We start from the raw sequence: 22235 nt of genomic DNA, 5'->3' as shown, positions 1-22235 counted from the left end.
CTATTATCTACCGGATAGGACGATTGATCAACGGAAAATTCTGAAATCCCTCCAAATTAGATGGAATCCCACTGCTAACTAATTATTCCAGCTACAACAAGACGCGCACCAAAAAAACAAGCCCTGATCAGATCAGGGCTTGTTTGTATGGGCTAATCCGTTATTATAATTTTGTAACGTTAGCTGCTTGAGGTCCACGAGCACCTTGCTCAACGTCGAAAGATACTTCTTGGCCTTCTTCAAGAGACTTGAAGCCTTCGCCTTGGATAGCTGAGAAGTGTACGAAAACGTCCTCTCCACCTTCACGCTCGATGAATCCGAAACCTTTTTCTGCGTTGAACCATTTTACTTTACCGTTTTCCATTTTTGTTGCCTCCTAGTGTGATATCCACACAATTTGTTACTATTCTTGTTTCAGTTAATCCAGGCGAATCAAGCAGTGCATGTTCTTTCCTTGCATACCGAACAAAAATAATCCTCCTTAATAATAACAGACCAGGAAGCGAAGTGCAAGTATTAAGGGAATTAGGAAATTTGTAAAAACCAAAAAACAGCTGTTATTTACAAATGGGAACGTTAAAAATGTGATATAATAAGGTGAATATGAAAGGGCGTGGCTAATTGAAAAGCGCAAGCAACCTTTATAAGTCTGGTCAATCTGTCAGTATCAAAGAAACCGGTGAAAAAGTGACTATTATGAAATCTCAATATGTAAAAAACATGAAAAGATACTCATACACAGTTAAAGAGTATCCGGCCACCTTCTATTTTGAGGAAGAATTATTAAAAATCTAGGTATTGAAAAGTGTGCCAAGGCGAGCACGCTTTTTTTTACTTTATACTAACTGATAAACAAACGCAAACCTTATCGACCATCTTTACATCATTTATATGTTCTCCACACAACCTGTCCTAATTAGGCGTTGGTTCCTCCGAAAACATTTGGATCCTTCCTGGACTGCTCCATATACCGCGTCCCGTTCTTCTTCTAAAAACTTTGCCAGATCGAGTATGCCAAATTCCCCTGCTTTAGCTAAAACAAAGTCCCAAAAGTTATGTTTCTTGTGCTTCTCTTTTCTGACCGCTTTTCTCCTATTTATTTTTGCACTTTTTCAGATGTCCTTCCAAGATCTCCGTCCTGCCCTTCTTTTTAGAGTAGCTTATTTTTTCGTTCCTTCTCGTTTACCGAGCACGAACATGACCAACCCCGATTTTAAATTTTCGGCAGAAAGGCCCCAACCTTTTTAAAAATTAATCCAGCTTAAATCCCAACTACTATTATATTTTGAAATAACTGGTATATTGTAATGTCAATTGGCATTACCAACATGTGAACTGGTGATGAAACCACTCCAACCGTCGATAAATTCCCTCTAACCGTCGATAAAACCGCCACAACCGTTGATATTTTCTCTCTAACCGTCGATAAAACCGCCACAACCGTTGATATCTGCGATCAGCCTGTAGCCCCTTCCATTCTGTGTCGAGTTTATCTGTGTACAAGTAATCGTTCACACCCAGCTGGACAAGCTGTAAGAGTTTCTCAGCAGGTGTTCTTTTACTAGCTTAATTAGTTCGGACAACTCATCTCTTTTCTTCTGCGACAGAATAAATAGACAGAAAATTATTTAATTATGCATATTTTAAATTTACAAATTTTTCAGATATATTTATAATAATATACATACTATGAATACAGGAGGAGGAATGGGAGATTCATTATTTATTATTCACTAATTTAGGGAGGGAAAAGGAATGACTACGAATGCGCCAATGATAAAAAAACAAACGACGAAGATGGAAAACTCCATTGATTACTCAGCGATTGTCCAGTCTGAAAAATTCCAGCAGCTGCTAAAGGAAAAAAGAAACTTTTTGCTGCCGTTTTCTTTATTTTTTTTAGCATTTTACTTTACGCTTCCTATTCTGACCGCTTACTCTACCGTTTTAAATACACCTGCTTTTGGTGCGATTAGCTGGGCTTGGGTATTTGCATTTGCTCAATTTATCATGACATGGTCTTTGTGCATCATTTATACAAAACGTGCCGCTAAATTTGATGAAATTGTCGAAGAAATAAAAAGCAAGTACGCCAGGGGGAATCTTTCTTGAATACATTGGCATTTACCTTGTTTCTTTTAATCGTTGGACTCACTCTTGTCATTACTTATTTCGCTTCGAAGCGTACTAAGACTACAAGCGATTTTTATACCGCTGACAGCAGTTTGACTGGTTTTCAAAACGGTCTTGCTATCGCAGGCGATTACATGTCTGCTGCATCTTTCCTTGGTATAGCTGGGATGATTGCCCTGTCTGGTTTTGATGGCTTCTTTTACAGTATCGGCTTTCTTGTTGCTTATCTGGTAGTCCTTTATCTGATCGCTGAGCCACTCAGAAACTTAGGAAAGTATACAATGGCTGATATGATTGCTGCTCGTTTTGATGATAAAAAAATTCGTGGTGTGGCAGCTTTAAATACCATTACTATCTCTATTTTTTATATGATTGCACAGTTAGTTGGGGCAGGTGCACTTATTAAATTATTATTGGGGATCGATTATCTGTATTCTGTGTTGATTGTCGGTGCGCTAATGACTGTTTATGTTGTGTTTGGCGGAATGACCGCCACCAGCTGGGTACAGATCGTAAAAGCCGGTCTGCTAATGATCGGCACATTCATTATTTCGATTATCGTCTTTGCGAAATTTGACTTCAGTGTCCTTAATATGTTCAATGAAATGAAAACGGCTACACCGCTTGGAGATAGCTTTCTTAATCCTGGGAACAAGTTCACAAGTCCTTTGGATACCATTTCCTTGAATCTGGCACTTATTCTCGGTACTGCAGGCCTGCCGCATATTCTGATCCGTTTCTTTACTGTAAAAGACGCGGTGACTGCACGAAAATCAGTTGTGTATGCAACCTGGATCATCGGAGTATTTTATGTTATGACCGTTTTCCTCGGCTTTGGCGCAGCAGCTTTCGTTGGATACGATAATATTGTCGCCGCAAATGCAGCTGGCAATATGGCTGCTCCTCTGCTTGCACAAGCGCTCGGAGGCGATTTCCTGTTTGCGTTTATTTCGGCTGTAGCATTCGCTACGATTCTTGCAGTAGTTGCCGGCCTTGTCCTTTCAGCTGCCTCCGCCTTTGCCCATGACTTTTATGGACATATCATGCGCCGAGGGCAAGCTACCGAAAGAGAGCAGATGGTTGCAGCAAAACTCGCATCCGTTGGAGTTGCAGTCCTATCTATCATCCTTGCCTTATTTGCCCAGAAGCTAAATGTGGCTTTTCTTGTCGCATTGGCCTTCGCAGTTGCTGCGAGTGCAAACTTGCCTGTTCTTATCTTCACAATTTTTTGGAAGCGCTTTAACACCACTGGGGCTATTACCGGAATGTTGGTTGGACTGATAAGTTCCCTGTTCCTCGTGGCAATCAGTCCGAATGTCTGGTCACCAGAAGCAGGTGCAGCCATCCTTGTCGGTGATCCACTGATCAGCCTGACCAATCCTGGAATCATTTCCATTCCTCTAGGCTTTCTCAGCGCTTATCTTGGAACGGTTCTGTCCACTAAAAAAGAGGATGCTAAGAAATATGATGAAATTCTGGTAAAAGCAAATACAGGTCTTTAATCACAAAAAAGAGCAAGCAAAAAACCGTTCCCTAATTAGGAACGGTTTTCTTAATTAATGGCCTCCCAGATAGGCCATTTTAATTTGTTCGCTTGCATTTAATTCATCTGGCGTGCCAGATAGGACAACGCGGCCGGTTTCGATGACATAGGCTCTGTTGGCGATCGACAGGGCCATATGGGCGTTTTGCTCGACAAGCAGGATTGTTGTTCCGGTTGCATTGATTTCCTCGATGATTCTAAAAATCGTTTTCACAAGCAATGGTGCAAGGCCCATTGACGGCTCATCGAGTACTAGCAGCCTTGGTCGCGCCATCAAGGCGCGCCCCATAGCCAGCATTTGCTGTTCACCGCCTGACAGGGTGCCCGCTAACTGTTTTCGGCGTTCCATAAGCCTTGGAAAAAGCTCAAACACTCTGCCAAAATCCTCTTTTATTCCTTCCTTATCTTTTCTAAGGTATGCCCCTAAATCGAGATTTTCCTCAACGGTCATATTAGCAAAAACTCGGCGGCCCTCCGGCACATGAGAGATTCCCATTTTTACGATCGATTGTGCTGCCTTTCCGGCAATCGATTGGCCTTCATAAATGATCTGCCCCTGCTTAGGTTTTAAAAGCCCTGAAATGGTTTTGAGCAGCGTGCTTTTACCTGCACCATTTGCTCCAATCAAAGTAACGATTTCCCCTTGATTAATTTCCAGGGATACCCCTTTCAAAGCTTGTATATTTCCATAATAAACATTGATTCCTTCTACCTTCAGCATTATGAAACCTCCTCCCCCAGGTACGCTTCGATCACCTTCGGATTATTCCTAATTTCTTCAGGTGTACCGTTGGCAATCAACTGGCCGTGATCCAATACATATATCCGTTCGCATACTCCCATAACAAGTCCCATATCGTGTTCAATCAGCAAAACTGTCAAATCAAACTTTTCGCGGATTAGCGCAATAAGGTTCATCAGTTCTTTTGTTTCCTGGGGATTCATCCCTGCCGCCGGCTCATCCAGCAGCAGCAATTTGGGATTCGCAGCGAGAGCCCGGGCAATCTCCAAACGCCGTTGCTGCCCATATGGGAGGTTATTCGCTTTTTCATCCTTATAACGGTCAAGCCCAAAAATTTTAAGGAAGTCTACCGCTTTATCATCCATCTCTTTTTCACCGGAAAAATGAGACGGCAATCGGAAGATCGAACTTAGGATAGAATGCTTTGCAAGGGAATGGTATGCCACTTTTACATTATCAATCACGGATAACTCCCCAAATAGGCGGATATTCTGAAATGTTCGGCTGATGCCTTTCCTTGTTATTCTATACGGTGCCAGGTTATGAAGCTTTTCTCCGTTCAGAAGAATGCTCCCTTCTGTTGGTACATAAACTCCTGTGAGAAGGTTGAAGAAAGTGGTTTTCCCAGCACCGTTCGGGCCAATGAGACCGACAAGCTCTCCTTGGAACAGTTCAACATTGACATCGGCCACTGCTCTCAGGCCGCCAAACCTGATTCCGGCATTATCTACTTTAAGCAACGGTGTGCTTTGAGTCATCTTGTGTTCCTCCTTCAGCTGCCTTTCGCTTCTTAAACAGGGAAGTAATTTCACGTGTTCCCATTAAACCTTGTGGCCTGTACAGCATCGTAACGATCAGCACAAGGCTATAAATGATCATCCTCGTCTCAGGATATTCCTGCAAGAATGTTGAAATAATTGTGAGCAGGATTGCAGCAATGACAGAACCCGAAAGGCTTCCAAGCCCGCCGAGTACGACGAAAATCAGGATATCAAATGATTTTAGAAAGCCGAAATTGGATGGCTGAATAATGTAAAAATTGTGGGCATAGAGCGCCCCAGCTATCCCTGCAAAGAAAGCACCGATCGCAAATGCAACTACTTTATAAAGAGTTGTATTGATTCCCATTGCATCGGCAGCTGTTTCATCTTCCCTTATGGAAATACAGGCCCGGCCATGAGTTGAATTAGTGAAGTTGACAATGACGATAATCGCAATTAGCATACAGGTAAACGCCCAACCCCATGTGGTTAAATGCGAAACTTGCATGCCGCTTGCCCCGCCGACATAGTCGACATTAAGAAGCACAATCCGGACAATTTCGCCGAATCCTAATGTAGCAATCGCAAGATAATCCCCCTTCAGGCGCAAGCTCGGAATACCAATGAGAAGTCCTGTAAATGCAGCCGTTAGCCCCGCTACTATGATCGCGGCAGCAAAAGGAAGCTGCAGCTTCATCGTAATGATAGCTGATGCGTAGGCTCCGACAGCTAAGAACCCGGCATGGCCTATTGAAAATTGGCCCGTAATCCCTATAATAAGGTGCAAGCTGACGGCAAGGATAATGTTGATCGCAACAAATATAATTGTATTTACATAGAAACCATTTAGCATACCTGTGATTATCAATGCTTGTATGATTCCGAACGCGGCCAGAGACAGCAGGATAAAGAACCAGAAGCTTTTTGATTGCTTGAAAAGTTTCATACCTAGTCCTCCCCTTTACACTTTCTCTTTTATGTTTTTCCCGAACAAACCAGACGGACGGAAAATCAAAATAAGGATAAGGACGATAAAGGCAACTCCATCACGCCATAATGAATAACCAAATGCTGAAACAAGCGCCTCGATGACCCCAAGCAGCAGGCCGCCGACCATCGCTCCAGGAATGATGCCGATCCCGCCAAGAACTGCGGCGACAAAAGCCTTCAATCCAGGGATAATTCCCATTAGCGGTTCAATTTTAATATAGTAAGTACCGAAAATAACGCCAGCTGCACCTGCAAGTGCAGAACCAATCGCAAATGTTGCCGAAATTGTATTATCAACATTTATCCCCATTAGCTTGGCTGCCTCTGCATCATAGGAGACTGCGCGCATCGCCTTACCGATTTTTGTCTTATGAACGATAAATTGGAGAATAACCATAAGTGCTACAGATACACCAAGAATAAATAGAGATTGGCTCGAAATAGATAAACCAAAAATGTCAATCGTTTCTTTTGGCAGCACATCTCCTGGATATGCTTCTGGTTGCGCACCTCGTGCATAAATGACGCCATACTCAATCAGCAGCGATACTCCAATTGCTGTGATCAACGCCGCTATGCGAGTTGCATTCCGCAGAGGCTTATATGCAACACGTTCGATGAGCATTCCGAACAAAGCGCAAGCTGCCATGGATATTAACAGTGCTGGGAAAAAGGATAATTCCAATATTTTAATAGCATAGAAGCCCACAAAGGCCCCTACCATAAAAACGTCTCCATGTGCAAAATTAATTAATTTTACGATGCCATAAACCATTGTATAGCCCAAGGCAATCAAGGCATAAATGCTACCCAACGAAATTCCATTCACCAATTGCTGTACAAGTTCCATAATGAACTCCCCTTGAATGCATTTTCAATTCAGTGTTTTTTTAAAATGGGGCTAAAATAAGTAAGAAAAGGAGGACATCGACAGCCCCCCTTTTCCATCTCCTGCTTATTCAGGAGCCACGTTTGTTTTGAAGTTTTGCTGGCCATCTTCATAAACAAGAATGGCAGCAGATTTAATAGGGTCATGGTTTTTATCTAATGTAAGTTTTCCGGAAACTAATTGAAGATCTTGTGTTTCCTCTAATGCCGCTTGGATCTTTGCCGGGTCAGTGCTTCCCGCGCGCTTAATTGCATCTGCAAGATAGTAAGCTGTGTCATAGCCAAGCGCTGCAAAGGCGTCCGGGCTCTTGCCATCGTACTTGCCTTTGAATGCTTCTACAAATTTCTGAATATTCTCTGATTTGTCTCCAGACGAATAGTGATTGGTAATATATGTGTTATTAAGAGCCTCTCCTCCAGCGATTTCTATCAGCTTAGGAGAATCCCAGCCATCTCCACCCATGAAAGGAACATCAATTCCAAGTTCACGAGCCTGCTTAATGATTAAACCAACTTCTTCATAGTAACCCGGCAGGAAGATGAAATCCGGATTTGCTGATTTGATTCGAGTCAAAGTAGCGCTGAAATCTGTATCCTTAGCCACATAAGCTTCCTCAGCCACAATTTCTCCCTTGTATGCTTTTTTGAATGAAGCTGCAAGCCCTTTTGAGTAATCACTTGCACTGTCAATGAATATAGCAGCTTTTTTCGATCCCAAGTCTTTTTCTGCAAAATTCGCTGCTACTGTCCCCTGGAACGGGTCAATGAAGCAAGTCCTGAACACATAATCATTGAGCTTGCCGTCTTTATTCGTGATATCAGGATTTGTTCCAGTTGGAGTAATAAGCGGAACTTTGTTATCCTGGGCAACTTGCACCTGGGCAAGGGTATTTGTTGAAGTAGCTGCACCTATGATGGCCACTACCTTATCCTGGTTAACCAGCTTGATAGCGCCGTTGGTTGCTTCTGCAGCATCTGATTTGTTATCTACTTTTACAAGCTCAATTTTTTTGCCGTCAATCCCGTCTTTATTGATTTCTTCCAGAGCGAGTTCTAGGCCTTCTGAAATGGATTGTCCATAAGATGCCACCCCGCCAGAGAGTTCAATGTTTGCGCCGACTTTAATCGTGTCGCTCGACCCTCCGCTGCTCTGTGTCCCGCCACAGCCAGCCAGTGCCCCGGCTATTAACGAAAACGAAAGAAAAATCCCAGCCAATCTTCTTTTTCTCATTTCTTTTCCCCCTAAAAACTTGATATCACAATTTTGTCAATAAAACTAATATTCACACAAATTGTACATTATTCTAGTATGTTTCGTCTAGTACTAAAATATTTTTTACAAGCATCTCTTTTCCCCTCGTCGCAAAAAAGGGGAAATAAAAATATTATTTCCTTCCATTTTTTATACAACCAATCTGCACTTCTAATAAACTTACAATGGAAGAAAGGCGGAGATTACCACTTAATCAAAAAACAAGTTTTAAGGTAAAATAAGGAAATTCATCAACTCCTTGTGATAGAAAACCTTTGAGAAATAATAGATTATGTCTTACAATGTGAATAATGATGATAGGACATGCCATTTTCTTATAATGGCCTCTGGAAACAATTGATTGATAAGAACCTGACAAAAGAAGAATGCGAAAAACACTGAAGTTTTCTCCCTCCAAAATTGCTAAAATGGGAAAAGGGGAGAATGTATCAATGGACGTGATCGAGCGTGTATGCAGCCATTTCCAATGCTCCATCGAAGAAATTGTACAGTACATACAAGAAGGGGAGGATGAACACGATGAACGAGGAAATCTTGAAGCAAATTCTATCTGAAATTAAAGGGGTGAAACACGGGCAGGAACAACTAGAAAAGAAAATGGAAGCACGCTTCAACACGGTAGATAACCGCCTAGAAAGCATCGAGCAAACGCTAGTGCGAATGGAAGCCGACCAGCCGGAAGATATCACGGCCCTGATTAAACAGATCAACGGCAAACTTGAGGATAAAGACTATGACGTTCAGGCCCTTAACAAGCGAGTTTTCAAAGTAGAATCAGAAATCGAAAAAATAACGCAGCAATAACGTTCATTCCGGTGGGCGTTTTTTTAATACGTCCAAAGTTGGCTGCATTGACTCGCAAACTTGGCGAGTGAGATGGAGGACTAAGCAGAATTGTCGAGTCCACAATTTCGTGGAGTCAAACCCAAGACATAAGACACATTATGCAAACTACATACATACTTTGTTCCCTTGGTTAATTTAAAACCTTCACGATGTTTTTCAGGCACTTCTTTTACTTTATTTGGCATCATAACATCAATGATACACAGATGAATGGTGCATTCAGATAAAATATTCACAGCTTCTACACCATCGTTTGCTTCAAGAACTGTATAACCCTCTTTTTTTAAATAGATTGCGACAAGTTCCCTAATGAAAAGATTGCCCGTACCGTCATGATCGAAAAGGGTAAATGTACCATTTTTATTTTGATCATTTTCAGTAAAAGTGAAAGTGGATGACATATATCCATCACTAGTTATACTTGAAATTTTGTCATTTTTATCAAAAATACGGTTTACCGAGATATTTTTATTCCAGAAAAGTACGTGCTTGTGATAGGGTTATCGTTTTTGTCGTAAACATAAGATAGCTTCTTTCCGCTCGAATCACTTCTTTCAGTTATTCTTTCATCCGCATCATATTCATAGTTAGTAGTAACACCTGTTAGAAGATTCTTTTCACTAATAGGGTTGCCATTGGCATCATAGGAAAACTCATAACGCTTCACTCCGTTATGGAAAGTGGCAGTTTTTCGGTTGACATTATCATACCTGTGTTCAATTGCACTCCCGTTTGGAGAAATAGTTTTTGTTTTGTTTTCCGTTAGGTCGTACTCATAGAAAATGGAACGGCCCAAGGCATGAGTCAAAGATGTGATATCATCTCTTTCGTTATAGGTAGACGTTATCTTTTGCCCATTTGCATTTTTGGTTCCGGTATGGTTTCCGGACTGGTCGTATTCATACGTTGTCAAGCGGTCATATTCATCGGTTACCTTTGTCAGGTTGTCATTGGCATCATGTTCATATCGTCGAGTAACTCCCCCAACCGTTTCTGGTGAGGTTCCCAATAGAATCATATATTTTCCATACATTGTTGCCATTCGGATCTGTACTGTTGATAACGTAGTTTCCTAGAGAATCGTAGGTCAATTTTGAACGAATGGATCCAATTTGGGCTTTGGCTGCATCGAACCAATCAGTTCCAGTCTGATCTTTAGACTGATAATATATCGTTAACGATTTAAAATCCTTCGAAGTCGCAAATCTTAAGGAAACGTGTTGCCAATCATGAGATTTACTCTTATCAAAATCACCGTTTACCCATTGAATAGTACCATCTGTATAATTAATAGCTACATTCATCTGATAAAGACCTGCAGAAGCAGTAGGAGCATCAACTTTTGAAAACCCGGATACGGTAATATCCTTTCCGGCTGTACCATTCACTTTCAGTTCCTGGCGAATAAACTTGTCCACTCCACGCTGTCCGGTCAACTCGATGGATTTGGCTCCTGTATAAGCTGTAGTAGAATCTACTCCATCGGAAAATGTTAGGGTTCCTGGTAAGTACCAGCCGTCAGGCACTCCATTGTTTTCCGAATCAAATTCAAAATTGCTGTTTTCGATTAGGTTAAACGCCCCGTAATACTCCTCCTCAATTTGTAGGCCGTCAAAGAAGTAATCTCCATTTCCGGCATTGACATACGCCTTTAGCGTCATGAAGGTTGTATCGACCGGAAGATCTTCCGGGTTGATGACAAAGTGCATCCTTTCCACGCCGGTTGTCCCTTTCAGCATGGCGCTGCTTACCGTCTGGGTCGTCTGTCCGCTTGCGTTGCCGCCGGTGATCACAAGCTTGGCATTTGAATTTGTGTTGGTGGTTTTGATATATCCGCTGACTACATACTTCTTTTTCGGATCATAGGCAACCCGGTCACTTTCGACGGCTACAGCTGTGGACGGATTCGAAATTTGATTTGTTTTGAACCTAATTTCGCCTTCTGTACGGCAGCCCCGCAAATGCCACAATCGGGAAAAGAGCTACATTAGTAAGGTAGCTCTTTGTAATATTCAAGACTGTTTTAATTTTTAGACGTATAGATTACTTGAGTTCCTGCAATTAGATCATGTATAGATCGTTTATCTTTTCGTAATCCTACCATAAATGCACTGATAATGAATGCAATTCCAAGTGTTACAACATAAACAAGCGAAGCTAAAATGTATCTTTTCAATGTTGTACCAATTCCAACCTTTTTACCATCTGTACGAACAATTTTAATCCCTACTACTCTTTTACCAACTGTAAAACCTGACCATATCACAGGGATAATGAGATAATATAAAAAATTAATGCTATTTACAAATATTTCTGTGGCGATGTCAGATACACCTATTAACATACAAAGAAGATAAAGTGGTATAAGTAATAATCCGTCAATAATAATTGATCCTAATCGAATCCAAAATCCTGCTGCTTTATGTTCATTCATGTTGTTTATTCTACCTTTCTAATATTATTCGTCCATATTTTACTGTTTTATTTTACAATTACTTATAGGAAAAAGAAAGTTAGCTTTTCCTAATATATAACCCATAATCATGCCACTTTTTCATAACTGTTAAGTGTTCTTCTTTTCCGACTATATACTGTGAAGGACAAGTTAATCTCAAAATTATTTATACAATCGATTAGGTGCATAACTTACTTCCTGCAACTAATCGATTATTTTGTATACTTAAATCTTATTAAAGATAATCTGTAAGTCTAAGGTTATATGCACTTAACAACTGCTCTTGTAAGTCACTTAAGAAGTACTCTATAGCCTCAATTAGTATTTCAATAGGGATACTCTTCTGAAACTCAAATTCTTGCCATCTTGAATAAATTCCCCAACCATTGTTTGTATAAATGAATTCTAAAAGGGGACCTTCATCATCATCCATTGTAATATATTCAAAACTTTCAATATCGTTTAATTTTATTTTTTGAAGCCATTTCTTTAAAGCAATACCCAACTCTAGCAACAAAATATATTGTTCATTAAAAAACAATCGTTCATTAACTAAAATTTGAAATAGACCCTCTATTTCGGATATTACTTATAATTTCGATTAAGAATCAATTCTTCTTCGATTTTATTATTCAAATAGATCTTAAATTTAAATTTTATTTTATCGGATAGGCTGTCCATACTTTTCCGTCAACTCCTATAAAACTTTAACTCTCGTTTCACCTATTTGTTCCAATTTTCCGTCCCATATTAGTAATGACTACATAAGAATTAGGCTGGTTATTAGGTGAAAATTGTGCATTACGCGATTTGAGTGCAACAGAAATTATTCTTCTTGCTTCTCTTTGGCTAGACGTATTAAATTTTCTCCATTTGCCTCCTGTATTTGATAAAATGCTTACTCTTAACTGTAAAGCTTCCGACTTTTTTAGCTGCTTTTATATTCAGCTTTAGACGCTTTCTTTATAACGCTACCATTAACTAATTTTAGATACTTGGAAATCTTTCCGACTTTAATAAAGTTATCTGCTACTGCCCAAGAAACATGATCATCTTCAAATCCATGGAATGTATCTCTCGAGATGAAACGTCCTGTATCTGAATTGTAATAACGAGCCATTAAATAGTACAGACTACTAGCCTTCATATATTGAAAATTGCAGTCAAGACACTGAAACCTTGAAGAAGGGACTTCAAGGTTTCAGCTAGAATTATTTAAAATCTTTTATTTTTTCAAGTTGTTTATTAATATCCCAGCATTTTGGTTTTTTCTTAGGGTTAAACCAAGGGTAACCTTCTTCTATCCACTTATTCCGAAAGGCCTGAAAGGAAAATCCCTGATCATCATCGTCATAGCCAGATTGAAATCCACAGCAATGACATATAACAAACATCGGTTCTCCAGTGTCAAGATACATAGGTTCTTCCAACTTATTAAATCCACAAACTGGACATTCGTACATTTCTATCACCTCTAAATTACTTTAGACCCTTAAAATAATTCCAACCTCTACTTGGTTTGAACAATGTTCCAATATATTTACCATCATGAATTATTACTAGTTCATTTGTAGATTTTTTATATTTTGCAGTTCTACCACCAGAAAGCACTCTGACAAATACATTTTTGTTATCACCTTTAGCATTAGCTAAATTTCTTGCTCTATCTAAATATTGTTGCTTTGATATTTTCCCAAATTCCTTTTGTTTGATAACATGCTTATCAAAGTGTGAATTAAAATTTTTAAAAGCTGTTATACTTTTAGAAAACTTAATCAGGCTTAGGAATTTTGATATTTTCCCTACTTTAATAAAATTCCCTGCAACAGCCCACGCAACTGCTGATGCTAGTTTGTAACCTCTTTTTCCCTGTGCATAAGCTTTTTTATATGCCATATAACCATCATACGTCGCCATCGCCGCATTAAACACTAACCAAACCCAATTACCATCATGGTCCACGTAACGAACTGGATTCCCATGAGCATAAGCATATTGGTTTAACGACTTTGGATCATCCTCAAATCCATGGAAAGTATCTCTCGTAATGAAACGGCCTGTATCCGTATCATAATAGCGAGCGTTTAAATAGTATAAACCAGAAGACTCATCATATCGATAACTCGCATAACGATAAGGATTGGAAGTTGCCATTGTTCCTGTTTGTGACAGGATATTACCCCATGCATCATAATTATACTCAGCAACGGTATTTCCACTTGTATCTGTTAAAGCAATGACATCACCGTGGCCATTTAAGTGGTAATAATACGTTTTACCGCCTTTTGTCATTGTGACGGGGTTACCTTCCTGATCCCACGTATATTCTATAAGGATGTTATTATTTCCATCTGTTTCGTAAATAACTTTATCCCCATCATAATAGAAGTGAACGGTTCCACCAGAAGTGGTTATGCTCTTACGGCGGCCTTGATCATCATAGGTAAAAGTTGCAATGGAAGCACCATTTTTATCTTTCACCTCGACGAGGCGATTTTCTTCGTTGTAAATAAATGTTTTGTCACCGTTATTCGTCAGGTTTCCATTTGCATCATATGTTTGTACTTTACCATTATTGTTCGTTAACTGATTAGCACCATCGTAAGTGTAAGACGTAGTAGTAGATGTTGTTCTTTTTGTCTCAACTTTCTTTATACGGTTACCAACTGAATCATACTCATAAGAAATTATCGTTCCATCTTTTAGGATCTCTTTTGTTAATCGGTTTAACGTATCGTACTGATAAGAAAGATTTCCATCATTTGTAGTGACACCCGTCCAGTTCCCATTAGCATCATACGTATAGATAAACTTATCGATAACCCCACCAGTTGCATTGTAATTGATTACCGACTGAAGACGGTTGTTGCTTTCATACTCATAAGAAGAGTACGTCCCGTTTGCGCGCTTTTCGGAAATTACATTCCCGCGCTCATCATAAACAAAGCGTACAATATTGGAATTACTACGAGACATAGCGATTAACTGGTCAAGTTTATTATAGGTAAATTCATTCGTAAACTGATTTGTACCGACTGTTGCAGTTAAAGCAGTTGTATTTCCATTATCGTCATAGCTGTAAGCAATCTTATTAGATGTACCTTCTGCCTTTTCCGTTATCTTTTTATTCTTGTCGTAGGTGTAAGTTGTTGTTTTTCCTGCTGCATCGGTTACGGACGTAATGTTTCCATTAGCATCATATCCATAGCGCCATTTCTCGACACCATTGTAAAGAACCTTTTCTAAACGATTAAAAGCGTTAAATGTATTAGAAACCGTGCTCCCGTTTGGATATGTTACTTGAGTCTGATCCCCATTTTTATTGTATTCAAACTTGGTCACTTGATTTAATGGGTTAATAATTTGAGAAACTTCGTCAAACTCGTTGTACTCATACTTAGTAAGATTGTTTTTAGTATCAGTAACAGTCGTTCGATTACCAGTAGCATCATAACCATATTGAGTGACACCAAGGTTTGCCTGCGTCACTTTGGTTAACAAATCCCTGGAGTCAAATTCATAAGATGTTTTTTGACCTTTCCCATCCGTTACAGCGGTCTGATTTCCAACCGCATCATACTGATAAGAAACAGTATCTCCCAGTGGGTTTTTAATGCTGGTAACATAGTTTTCACTTGCATCATACGTGTTAGATGTATGAGATGCACCGGTTTCCAATCTCATCGCATCGAACCATGCGGTACCCTTCTGATTCCAGTAGTAATAATGGACATCGATTGAGTTGAACGCTTTAGTTGGTTTTACCTCAGCTGAGACATGTTGCCAGTCAGCTGCAGTTGTATTGAAGTCATTCGCATTATTCCAACCAACTGTGCCATCTGTGTAGTTAATCGCTACTTGTAAGTTATAGTAACCCCCGTTAGGGTCTACCCCAACTTGTTTGGACCATCCTGACAAGGTTAATCGGGTATTTTGATCACCGGAAATCGGAATCGATTGCTTAATAGATTTATTTATTCCAGCTTCACCGGTTAATTTATACGAGTATTTTCCCACGTAAGCTTCCGTATTATCCAGACCATCATTAGTGGAAAGATTGCTTCCTACCCAAAGGTAAGGTTTTCCATTCGTATCAAGCTGCTCAAAACTTGAATTCTCAACAAGGTTATAAGCACCAAGCACAGACCCTTTTTCTAATTGAACTCCATCAAAATATGCTGTTCCACTACCAGGATTCATACCAACTGAAACACGAATTGTGTCAGTTTTGCTTGGTACATCGCTTAATACAGCTTGGACTCTTGTCCAATCATGAGTTCCCTTTAAACCGTATGAGAATGTCGTTGGTTCAAGTGGCGTACCTTGAGCATCCAAGTATTCAATTTTAATTAACGCTGTATTAGTCGTATTTTCAGTTTTGATAAATGCACTGGCAATGTACTGATCACCTGCAACATATTTAATCTTTTCAGAGCTTACAATCGCCCAGCCAGTTGGATTAGAAATGCTAATTGCTTTCTTGCCAAACTTTTTAGTAGTTGACCAACCAAAATTGGCTGTTGTTCCATCTTTCATGAATTTTGTCCATTTGTCCGGCCAGTTATCGGCATTTTCGTCCATTTCAAAGCTGGCATTAAACAATTGATTATCCGTAACAGACATTGGGTGTGTAACATATTGCATATTCCCATTCGCAAAGTAACGTTGTGACACACTCTGTTGATATGGATCAATGGATTCAGTTGGATTATTTTTACTATCATAATCAATATTATCGATATTTTTGTTATAGTCCTGCTCTTCCACTAGATTATTAGCAGCGTCATAAGAGTATGTTTCATTCACCGGAGCTCCTGGAGTTGCAGGGTTATCTGATGTTCCAGGCAGCTGAGCACCAGTTAGATTTCCGTTCTCGTCATAGGAATAAACATATGCAGGCTTTGCTGTAGTTGCGTCACATGTATTTCCTGAATCAGCTTTATATAAATTAGCATCAATCACTTTGGTTAAATTGTTAAAATCATCATAACAAAACTGAGTAACAGCATTATTTTGGATATCTAAAGGATTTTCAGTAATTTTGGTAATGTTACCATTTGGATTATAAGAGTAATCCACTCGTTTTCCTTCCCCATCTGTCACAGAAGTGACCATAGAATTATATGAGAAGGTTGTAGTACTTGTTTCTTGTACACCACTGATCGTGATTCGTCGGCTAACGCTTTGGGCACGATCAGACATGTCATAATTAACTGTCGTTGTAATAGAACGAGCATCGGTAGTTGATGTTATATTATGATCGGTATCATAACTTAAGATTGTTGAATTACCGGCAGGATCTGAAATTTTAGTCAAATTACCTGCGGTATCATAGTTATAGGTTGTTGTACGGTTTGCTGGATCTGTTACACTAGATACAAACCCATTGGTTCCATACGCAATTGTAGTTGACCGTCCGGACGCATCTTTAATTACAGTTAACTTACCACCAGTGTCATATATGAGATTCAACTTATTGCTGTTTGTATCAACAATTGAACTGATTTTGCCACTTGTATTAAAGTGAACCTTAGTTCCATCCTTTTCCGTAATCGTATATGTTCCATCTTGATTCTTTGCAAGAGTTAAATAAAGGCCTCCCGGTGTATCATAACCGCCGCCTATAGCTTGACCAAAAATATGACGGGTATTATCACCATCAATTAATGTAATAGGTCCTTTTCCAGCATCAACAAGGCGAGCTTCAAGATTGGTGATCCATCCATAACCGAACATTCCTGCATACCAGGATTTACGACTGTTGTAGGATCTTGTAATCGATGCTTCAGGACCGCGTCCTGGTGTTGAAATATCTGTGCCGGAAATAAACAAGTTGCCATTCGCAGGATTGATACCCTCTTCAGTGACGCCCCAAAATTCTTCTTGTCCTATAGGATCAACCGTATAATTAACCGTTAGACGAGGAGTATTATTACCACTGTTAAGACTGTTAAACGTACGATAAGGTGAAGTGGTTTCATTCTGTTGTTTTAACATGAAACCGTAGTTCGCCTGGTCCCCGTTATACCAGTCTTTAACAAGTTGAGTAATATCCCATTGCCAGTAAGCATTAGACGTGTTGTTTGTGGTAGAACCCTCCACTTTGGTGCCAATTGTTGGTTGAGTATTCCAAGTAACAGAAGAGGACCAATCACTCGTTACTCTATACAAATCAATTGCTGTATTCGTTGCATCAGATTTTGTTTGGTACGCATTGAAATTCGCGCTCGAAATTTTGCTATCGCTTGGTAAACTCGGTAAATAAAATTCAACTAAAGCCCGAGTTGTGCCGAAATAAATGTTATATCCTGTATGCATATAAGTATTACTAGAAAAAATAGAATCGGGGAAACTGCTTGCAATAAAGTTGTCACGCAATAGATCCCAGCTGTTGATCGTTGGATCAATTGTAACAGGATATTGTGTTTCTGGATCTTTCAAAAACGACTGATCGGCAACAACATCGACAAACATTTTCCCGTTTTCTTCACGCAGATTCAGGGAAACTTTTTCAGAATATTTGTCTTTTGCATCCGTCATATAAGGATTTTCAAAGAACCATACTGTTTTCCCCTTTAAATCTTTGAAAACGATTGTGCCGTTTTTTTCTTTATGAGGTGTAACACCTTTCATCTTCAACTCAAAACTGAATGTGTTTTCGTTTTGATATAGATTGAGAATAATATCTTCTTTTACAGCGTTGCCTTGTACACGGTAACGAACATCAACATTATCGAAAATCCCTTTATAGCTAATTTCATTTTCTTTAACTGTTCCCTGTACTTTTTTAGCTTTCACTGGAACGAAGCCAACACTTTTATCTTTCATTTCAACTGTAACAAGTTCTCCGTTTCCAGTTTCTTTCGTAAACCATGTCTTTTGATCATTTGCGGTGTTTTCGAATTTTTCCGTTTTTTTTGTACTGCTTTTGAGTTTATTATCGATCTTTTTCCACTTTTTATCTGAAAGATCTTGATAAAACTGTTGTTCCATAAAGATCTCTTCGGTAAAACTTCCGTCAGGATTTAAATACCTTGTTGAGTAGGCAGTGCGTTTATTTGTTAACTCCATTTTTTCTTTAGGCAGCTTATTTGGCATTTCCCCAATTTCTGCGATTAGTTTTTCCTTTATAGGAGTCCTTTTCGCTTCAGCTGGTGCTGCTTTTGCAAAATTTGGCCCTACTAAACTAATCACAAGGCATAATGAAATAATTATCGCAAAATAGCGATAAAAGGACTTGAATGATGAAGACATATTCTGTTTTTTCTTCCTCTCTCAATGTGTGTACTATCCGGATAGTCCAGATAATTATACCTAGGCTATTTAAAAATGGATATTGTTTAAATAATGGTAAAAACCCTCTACCTTTCTCGGAGACTTTTATTTATATACCAAAAACTCCCGTATTCTTTTTAAAGTCCGAAGTTTGGTATACAAATCCGAGAGAACAGTTCTTTTTGCCGATTTCGATAATAGGAAACTTGGTAACCAACAATAACACATAGCAGTAGGAGATTGCCATTTTTGTTATACGTGTAAATTCTTTTTGCCTAGAGTCGCTTTTTATTTAGCTTGTCATCTGCATCATATACATATGTAATGTTCATACATCTTACCGTTAGAAGGTCTTTTTCGTTAACAGGTCCGTTGGCGTTGTATGTGAACTCTAAATGCTTGATATCGTTATGGAAAGTGCCCGTCTTGGATTAATAGTAGACATATGCTATATACAATTACAACTCCTTCCAATTGTGCGTTAATTCATAAAATAAGCGTTAATCCTTCTTAACGCAAATAATGGTATAATTAAAAAAATGCCCAAACTCATATATACCAAGGCTTTGGACATTTTATAACTGTTTTTATTAAAGCGTTAATTTGTATTATACGAATAGTTGCTCTTCAAAGAAAGCAGCGAGTTTAATAGTATGACCTACCAAAATTTTGCCTGGCGTTAACAACCGGATTTCCTTTATGGTAAAGATTAGATTCTGTAGGTTCTAACCATAACTCAAAACCTGGTGTTAATCCCGACCAAGGCTTTACCGGCGCAATATAACCGTCAGTATTACCATCTGCAAACCTGCACCATGGGTCAGTGTATGATCCTGCTATACACTTCCCTCCAACAGAGAATGATTCTAAATGTCTGTGTGTTCTAGAGATTTGCACTTTAAAATCATCATAATCCACTACTTTAAAAGTTGATGAGCTTGTATCTTTCCCCATTGCCCACGAATAATAGTAGCCCGCACTTGCAATAGCCCAATAACCTGAACCAATGCCAATGGATGGTTCTTCTGGGTTGTCACTTGCAGTTGTATCAATATAAGCATATGGCATATCTGAACCCCAGTAAGTACCTACACTAGATTGGGACTCAGATTTAGGTCCATACGAGAATACATAGTGTGTATATCCGCCATAAGATGGTAATGAAGTTTTATCATAACCATAAAAAGAAGTATCAATTTCCATTCCTGCAGGTCCCCCATAAGGACCGGTACTAACTCCGTTCCAAAACGATGCTAATCCCTCATCAGCAGTCTGATATGCATTATAAGACTGTTGCCTCTGCCCAATAAAAATTATGTTGAACCCCTCTTACACCATTATCATAATCTATTATTGTCTCAGTATCACCGAATCCGGGTGCAATATGAAAATCAGGGGTACCCAGAGGCAAACTACCATCGTGAGCTAGAGTAATATCAGGCTTATTTATTAAAATAGTAAAAAGTACTAGTAACCCTATTTTTCTCAACATTCTACTTCACCTTACCTTTCCAATTTTCCGGAATTTCTCTAAGCAAAGGGGTAGAGTGGGCATTTTTTTCACTTTTGGAAACGGCATGTATACTCTTGTTGTTGTGTAACTCTTTTAACTTAATCTTTTTCCCCTTAACTTTTCCTAACTTATCATCTTTTTATCAACTTTCATTTGATAACAAATTCCCATTTGCAAGTATTGCCCCATTATTCACTCTATCCTTACTTCCTGCCTTCTCCTGTTCCTCTATATATTCAATCAACAACTTTTTTAGGTCCCTCGATAAAATCTTAGAATCTGTTATTATTTCCTGAGCAGGTGTGTCTTCTATGTCTCCTTTTGCAAGTTTCAAAATCCCTCACGTCTTCACTCTCCTTCAGTCCCCAAAATATGGTCAATATTTTGTTTAACTTAAAAATCGTATAATTTCTCATATCGGTTCGGAGCGTTTTGTATCATCAGAATTAACTGTTACCCCAAGTATAAAGTGATTATTCCCTCTTTCTCGGCAGTTTCTATACAGCAAGAAAGAAAACGAAGCAACATCTCCTTTTCTCGGTCGGCATCAAGTTGCATTGGATGCAACCCCGAAAAGATTAAGACAGCAGGATGCAACAGTTCTCTCTTAGCTTCACTATAAAATGTTGGGCCCTCCACTTCCTTGTAGGCTTGTTGTAGCGTTTGATAAGAGACTGTGATTTCTTCCCCTCTCCCACTAAAATCTTCGCCATAAGGATTAGCCAAACCCAATGGCACATAAAGATGTTCTACATTTGGATTCCAGACCTGAAACGATTTCTTTGCAAAAACCTCATTCTTTTTATTTCGTGCTTCAATATAAAAACCCATAATTCCCTTCCCCCCTTATCTCTCCATTAAATAACTTGATAAGTCCTGTAACATAGCGATATACTCTTCCTGGCTGTCTGGTTCACTGAATCCATATTCCTTTAATTGAACAATTGGTGTATGTAACCATTCTCGGATATCATTGTCCATTTCCAGTTCATCTTCAAGTGATAAAACCTCAACTAATTCGGTAATATCAAATTCCTTTTCTTGCACTAATTCCTTACTCATTCTTAAATCCTCCTTATCCCTTTATTCATCATCATCCGTTAGATAATACATAGACCTGTGTGAATGCTAAACTAAAATAGACCATTATTGCTAGATAAAAATGAACACTTTTTTACCAGTTATTTATGGGGATTGGCATTGAAATGGGTGCCGCCCCGGGGGAGGGGCGGCACCCATTTCAATGCTCGCATCACTCCTCCCTATTAGTTAAAAAAAATCCCTTTATTGCTGTATAATATGATAGATTTGTAGACTTGATCAGCAATGGGGGAACGTAAAGGTGGAAAAGTGGAACATGTATATGGAAATTTATCAATTAAAACAACAAGGATTTAAAATTAGGAGAATTGCTAGAAAGCTAGGTATTTCAAGAACAACTGTTTATAAATATCTTGAAAAATCTCCAGAGGAAATGAGTGGATGGATGGCGTCAACCAAAACAAGAGTTAAAAAGCTGGATCCTTATGAAATGCTTATTCAAACGTGGTTAAGTGAGAATCCTGATATGTCAGCTGCACAAGTCCATGACTGGCTGATGGAAAGATATAAGGATCTAGAGGTGGGAGAAAGTACGGTACGCATTTATCCTGCATTCCCGAAGCTACTGTAACGAGGTTGGTGGCGAAATGCCGATATTCTCGTATAGTGCCTTTTGACGTTTAGTTACTTCTCCTATGCGGATCTGAGCACCTGGTTGTTCAAAACACTCAATGATGTCAAATTCATCAAGAAGTCCCTGCATTGTATACTTTTT

General features: G+C 39.1%; 23 protein-coding genes. 5 read left to right on the top strand and 18 right to left on the bottom strand.

What is annotated here, in order from left to right; translation table 11 throughout:
• Window positions 1-163: 163 nt before the first annotated feature.
• Entirely contained in the window at window positions 164-364 is a 201-nt protein-coding gene (locus J2S25_RS15735) for a cold-shock protein (protein WP_041967029.1), read from the bottom strand.
• Between the two features lie 1409 nt (window positions 365-1773).
• On the opposite strand from J2S25_RS15735, the gene J2S25_RS15730 reads away from it, so the two are divergent.
• Both J2S25_RS15730 and J2S25_RS15725 read left to right on the top strand, forming a co-directional pair.
• Window positions 1774-2112 (top strand): DUF485 domain-containing protein, encoded by a 339-nt coding sequence (locus J2S25_RS15730; protein WP_128721515.1) that lies wholly within the window; start codon window positions 1774-1776, stop codon window positions 2110-2112.
• Window positions 2109-3635, top strand: a complete 1527-nt coding sequence (locus J2S25_RS15725; protein ID WP_044392637.1) for a solute symporter family protein — start codon at window positions 2109-2111, stop codon at window positions 3633-3635. Before J2S25_RS15730 ends, J2S25_RS15725 begins: the two co-directional genes overlap by 4 nt.
• A gap of 54 nt (window positions 3636-3689) precedes the next feature.
• Here J2S25_RS15725 and J2S25_RS15720 read toward each other — a convergent pair whose 3' ends face one another.
• The 5 genes from J2S25_RS15720 to J2S25_RS15700 all read right to left on the bottom strand — a co-directional run bounded on the left by J2S25_RS15720 (window position 3690) and on the right by J2S25_RS15700 (window position 8288).
• Window positions 3690-4397 (bottom strand): ABC transporter ATP-binding protein, encoded by a 708-nt coding sequence (locus J2S25_RS15720; RefSeq protein WP_044392636.1) that lies wholly within the window; start codon window positions 4395-4397, stop codon window positions 3690-3692.
• Entirely contained in the window at window positions 4397-5176 is a 780-nt protein-coding gene (locus J2S25_RS15715; protein WP_307192352.1) for an ABC transporter ATP-binding protein, read from the bottom strand. The genes J2S25_RS15720 and J2S25_RS15715 overlap by 1 nt, the downstream gene beginning before the upstream one ends.
• Window positions 5151-6125, bottom strand: a complete 975-nt coding sequence (locus J2S25_RS15710) for a branched-chain amino acid ABC transporter permease (protein WP_044392634.1) — start codon at window positions 6123-6125, stop codon at window positions 5151-5153. Before J2S25_RS15710 ends, J2S25_RS15715 begins: the two co-directional genes overlap by 26 nt.
• A gap of 15 nt (window positions 6126-6140) precedes the next feature.
• The gene (locus tag J2S25_RS15705; RefSeq protein ID WP_044392633.1) at window positions 6141-7019 is read right to left on the bottom strand and encodes a branched-chain amino acid ABC transporter permease; all 879 of its coding nucleotides are present in this window, start codon (window positions 7017-7019) and stop codon (window positions 6141-6143) included.
• Between the two features lie 105 nt (window positions 7020-7124).
• On the bottom strand, window positions 7125-8288 hold the full coding sequence (locus J2S25_RS15700) for an ABC transporter substrate-binding protein (protein ID WP_044392632.1): 1164 nt from the start codon (window positions 8286-8288) through the stop codon (window positions 7125-7127).
• A gap of 407 nt (window positions 8289-8695) precedes the next feature.
• Between J2S25_RS15700 and J2S25_RS15695 the strand changes: the two genes are divergently transcribed.
• On the top strand, window positions 8696-8884 hold the full coding sequence (locus tag J2S25_RS15695; protein ID WP_307192351.1) for a helix-turn-helix domain-containing protein: 189 nt from the start codon (window positions 8696-8698) through the stop codon (window positions 8882-8884).
• Entirely contained in the window at window positions 8850-9134 is a 285-nt protein-coding gene (locus J2S25_RS15690) for a hypothetical protein (protein WP_307192350.1), read from the top strand. The genes J2S25_RS15695 and J2S25_RS15690 overlap by 35 nt, the downstream gene beginning before the upstream one ends.
• A gap of 80 nt (window positions 9135-9214) precedes the next feature.
• Here the strand turns inward: J2S25_RS15690 and J2S25_RS15685 are convergent, their stop codons facing one another.
• From J2S25_RS15685 to J2S25_RS15630, 12 genes are all read right to left on the bottom strand, one after another.
• Window positions 9215-9577, bottom strand: coding sequence for a response regulator (locus J2S25_RS15685; RefSeq protein WP_307192349.1), 363 nt, complete (start codon window positions 9575-9577; stop codon window positions 9215-9217).
• A 53-nt stretch (window positions 9578-9630) separates the two neighbouring features.
• On the bottom strand, window positions 9631-10194 hold the full coding sequence (locus J2S25_RS15680) for a hypothetical protein (RefSeq protein ID WP_307192348.1): 564 nt from the start codon (window positions 10192-10194) through the stop codon (window positions 9631-9633).
• The gene (locus J2S25_RS15675; RefSeq protein ID WP_307192347.1) at window positions 10139-11146 is read right to left on the bottom strand and encodes a hypothetical protein; all 1008 of its coding nucleotides are present in this window, start codon (window positions 11144-11146) and stop codon (window positions 10139-10141) included. The genes J2S25_RS15680 and J2S25_RS15675 overlap by 56 nt, the downstream gene beginning before the upstream one ends.
• Window positions 11147-11199: 53 nt before the next feature.
• The gene (locus tag J2S25_RS15670) at window positions 11200-11610 is read right to left on the bottom strand and encodes an RDD family protein (RefSeq protein ID WP_044392623.1); all 411 of its coding nucleotides are present in this window, start codon (window positions 11608-11610) and stop codon (window positions 11200-11202) included.
• Window positions 11611-11866: 256 nt separating this feature from the next.
• The gene (locus J2S25_RS15665; protein WP_439117505.1) at window positions 11867-12208 is read right to left on the bottom strand and encodes a DUF7878 domain-containing protein; all 342 of its coding nucleotides are present in this window, start codon (window positions 12206-12208) and stop codon (window positions 11867-11869) included.
• A gap of 634 nt (window positions 12209-12842) precedes the next feature.
• Complete coding sequence (locus J2S25_RS15660; protein ID WP_044392618.1) at window positions 12843-13094, bottom strand: hypothetical protein; 252 nt, start codon at window positions 13092-13094, stop codon at window positions 12843-12845.
• A 16-nt stretch (window positions 13095-13110) separates the two neighbouring features.
• Entirely contained in the window at window positions 13111-18885 is a 5775-nt protein-coding gene (locus tag J2S25_RS15655) for a DNRLRE domain-containing protein (protein WP_307192346.1), read from the bottom strand.
• 666 nt (window positions 18886-19551) lie between these two features.
• Window positions 19552-20109 (bottom strand): hypothetical protein, encoded by a 558-nt coding sequence (locus J2S25_RS15650; protein ID WP_044392617.1) that lies wholly within the window; start codon window positions 20107-20109, stop codon window positions 19552-19554.
• 79 nt (window positions 20110-20188) lie between these two features.
• On the bottom strand, window positions 20189-20398 hold the full coding sequence (locus J2S25_RS15645) for a hypothetical protein (protein WP_044392616.1): 210 nt from the start codon (window positions 20396-20398) through the stop codon (window positions 20189-20191).
• Window positions 20399-20561: 163 nt separating this feature from the next.
• Entirely contained in the window at window positions 20562-20753 is a 192-nt protein-coding gene (locus J2S25_RS15640) for a hypothetical protein (protein WP_044392614.1), read from the bottom strand.
• A 119-nt stretch (window positions 20754-20872) separates the two neighbouring features.
• Window positions 20873-21250 (bottom strand): hypothetical protein, encoded by a 378-nt coding sequence (locus J2S25_RS15635; RefSeq protein ID WP_044392612.1) that lies wholly within the window; start codon window positions 21248-21250, stop codon window positions 20873-20875.
• A gap of 15 nt (window positions 21251-21265) precedes the next feature.
• Complete coding sequence (locus J2S25_RS15630) at window positions 21266-21481, bottom strand: hypothetical protein (RefSeq protein WP_044392610.1); 216 nt, start codon at window positions 21479-21481, stop codon at window positions 21266-21268.
• Window positions 21482-21776: 295 nt separating this feature from the next.
• Between J2S25_RS15630 and J2S25_RS15625 the strand changes: the two genes are divergently transcribed.
• The gene (locus J2S25_RS15625) at window positions 21777-22091 is read left to right on the top strand and encodes a helix-turn-helix domain-containing protein (protein WP_128721458.1); all 315 of its coding nucleotides are present in this window, start codon (window positions 21777-21779) and stop codon (window positions 22089-22091) included.
• Window positions 22092-22235 lie beyond the last annotated feature (144 nt).

Origin of the sequence: Mesobacillus stamsii, from assembly GCF_030814065.1 — a bacterium.
Taxonomy (GTDB): Bacteria; Bacillota; Bacilli; order Bacillales; family Cytobacillaceae; genus Mesobacillus; species Mesobacillus stamsii.
The sequence above is the reverse complement of the archived record's forward strand: the minus strand, read 5'-3'. Positions and strand labels throughout refer to the sequence as shown.

What these genes read in the sequence shown, in the direction of transcription:
- J2S25_RS15735 (WP_041967029.1), bottom strand. Translation starts at nt 364, where the DNA reads ATGGAAAACGGTAAAGTAAAATGGTTCAACGCAGAAAAAGGTTTCGGA.
- J2S25_RS15730 (WP_128721515.1), top strand. Translation starts at nt 1,774, where the DNA reads ATGATAAAAAAACAAACGACGAAGATGGAAAACTCCATTGATTACTCA.
- J2S25_RS15720 (WP_044392636.1), bottom strand. Translation starts at nt 4,397, where the DNA reads ATGCTGAAGGTAGAAGGAATCAATGTTTATTATGGAAATATACAAGCT.
- J2S25_RS15715 (WP_307192352.1), bottom strand. Translation starts at nt 5,176, where the DNA reads ATGACTCAAAGCACACCGTTGCTTAAAGTAGATAATGCCGGAATCAGG.
- J2S25_RS15710 (WP_044392634.1), bottom strand. Translation starts at nt 6,125, where the DNA reads ATGAAACTTTTCAAGCAATCAAAAAGCTTCTGGTTCTTTATCCTGCTG.
- J2S25_RS15705 (WP_044392633.1), bottom strand. Translation starts at nt 7,019, where the DNA reads ATGGAACTTGTACAGCAATTGGTGAATGGAATTTCGTTGGGTAGCATT.
- J2S25_RS15700 (WP_044392632.1), bottom strand. Translation starts at nt 8,288, where the DNA reads ATGAGAAAAAGAAGATTGGCTGGGATTTTTCTTTCGTTTTCGTTAATA.
- J2S25_RS15695 (WP_307192351.1), top strand. Translation starts at nt 8,696, where the DNA reads ATGCGAAAAACACTGAAGTTTTCTCCCTCCAAAATTGCTAAAATGGGA.
- J2S25_RS15690 (WP_307192350.1), top strand. Translation starts at nt 8,850, where the DNA reads ATGAACGAGGAAATCTTGAAGCAAATTCTATCTGAAATTAAAGGGGTG.
- J2S25_RS15685 (WP_307192349.1), bottom strand. Translation starts at nt 9,577, where the DNA reads ATGTCATCCACTTTCACTTTTACTGAAAATGATCAAAATAAAAATGGT.
- J2S25_RS15680 (WP_307192348.1), bottom strand. Translation starts at nt 10,194, where the DNA reads ATGATTCTATTGGGAACCTCACCAGAAACGGTTGGGGGAGTTACTCGA.
- J2S25_RS15670 (WP_044392623.1), bottom strand. Translation starts at nt 11,610, where the DNA reads ATGAATGAACATAAAGCAGCAGGATTTTGGATTCGATTAGGATCAATT.
- J2S25_RS15660 (WP_044392618.1), bottom strand. Translation starts at nt 13,094, where the DNA reads ATGTACGAATGTCCAGTTTGTGGATTTAATAAGTTGGAAGAACCTATG.
- J2S25_RS15655 (WP_307192346.1), bottom strand. Translation starts at nt 18,885, where the DNA reads ATGTCTTCATCATTCAAGTCCTTTTATCGCTATTTTGCGATAATTATT.
- J2S25_RS15650 (WP_044392617.1), bottom strand. Translation starts at nt 20,109, where the DNA reads ATGGAAATTGATACTTCTTTTTATGGTTATGATAAAACTTCATTACCA.
- J2S25_RS15645 (WP_044392616.1), bottom strand. Translation starts at nt 20,398, where the DNA reads ATGTTGAGAAAAATAGGGTTACTAGTACTTTTTACTATTTTAATAAAT.
- J2S25_RS15635 (WP_044392612.1), bottom strand. Translation starts at nt 21,250, where the DNA reads ATGGGTTTTTATATTGAAGCACGAAATAAAAAGAATGAGGTTTTTGCA.
- J2S25_RS15630 (WP_044392610.1), bottom strand. Translation starts at nt 21,481, where the DNA reads ATGAGTAAGGAATTAGTGCAAGAAAAGGAATTTGATATTACCGAATTA.
- J2S25_RS15625 (WP_128721458.1), top strand. Translation starts at nt 21,777, where the DNA reads ATGTATATGGAAATTTATCAATTAAAACAACAAGGATTTAAAATTAGG.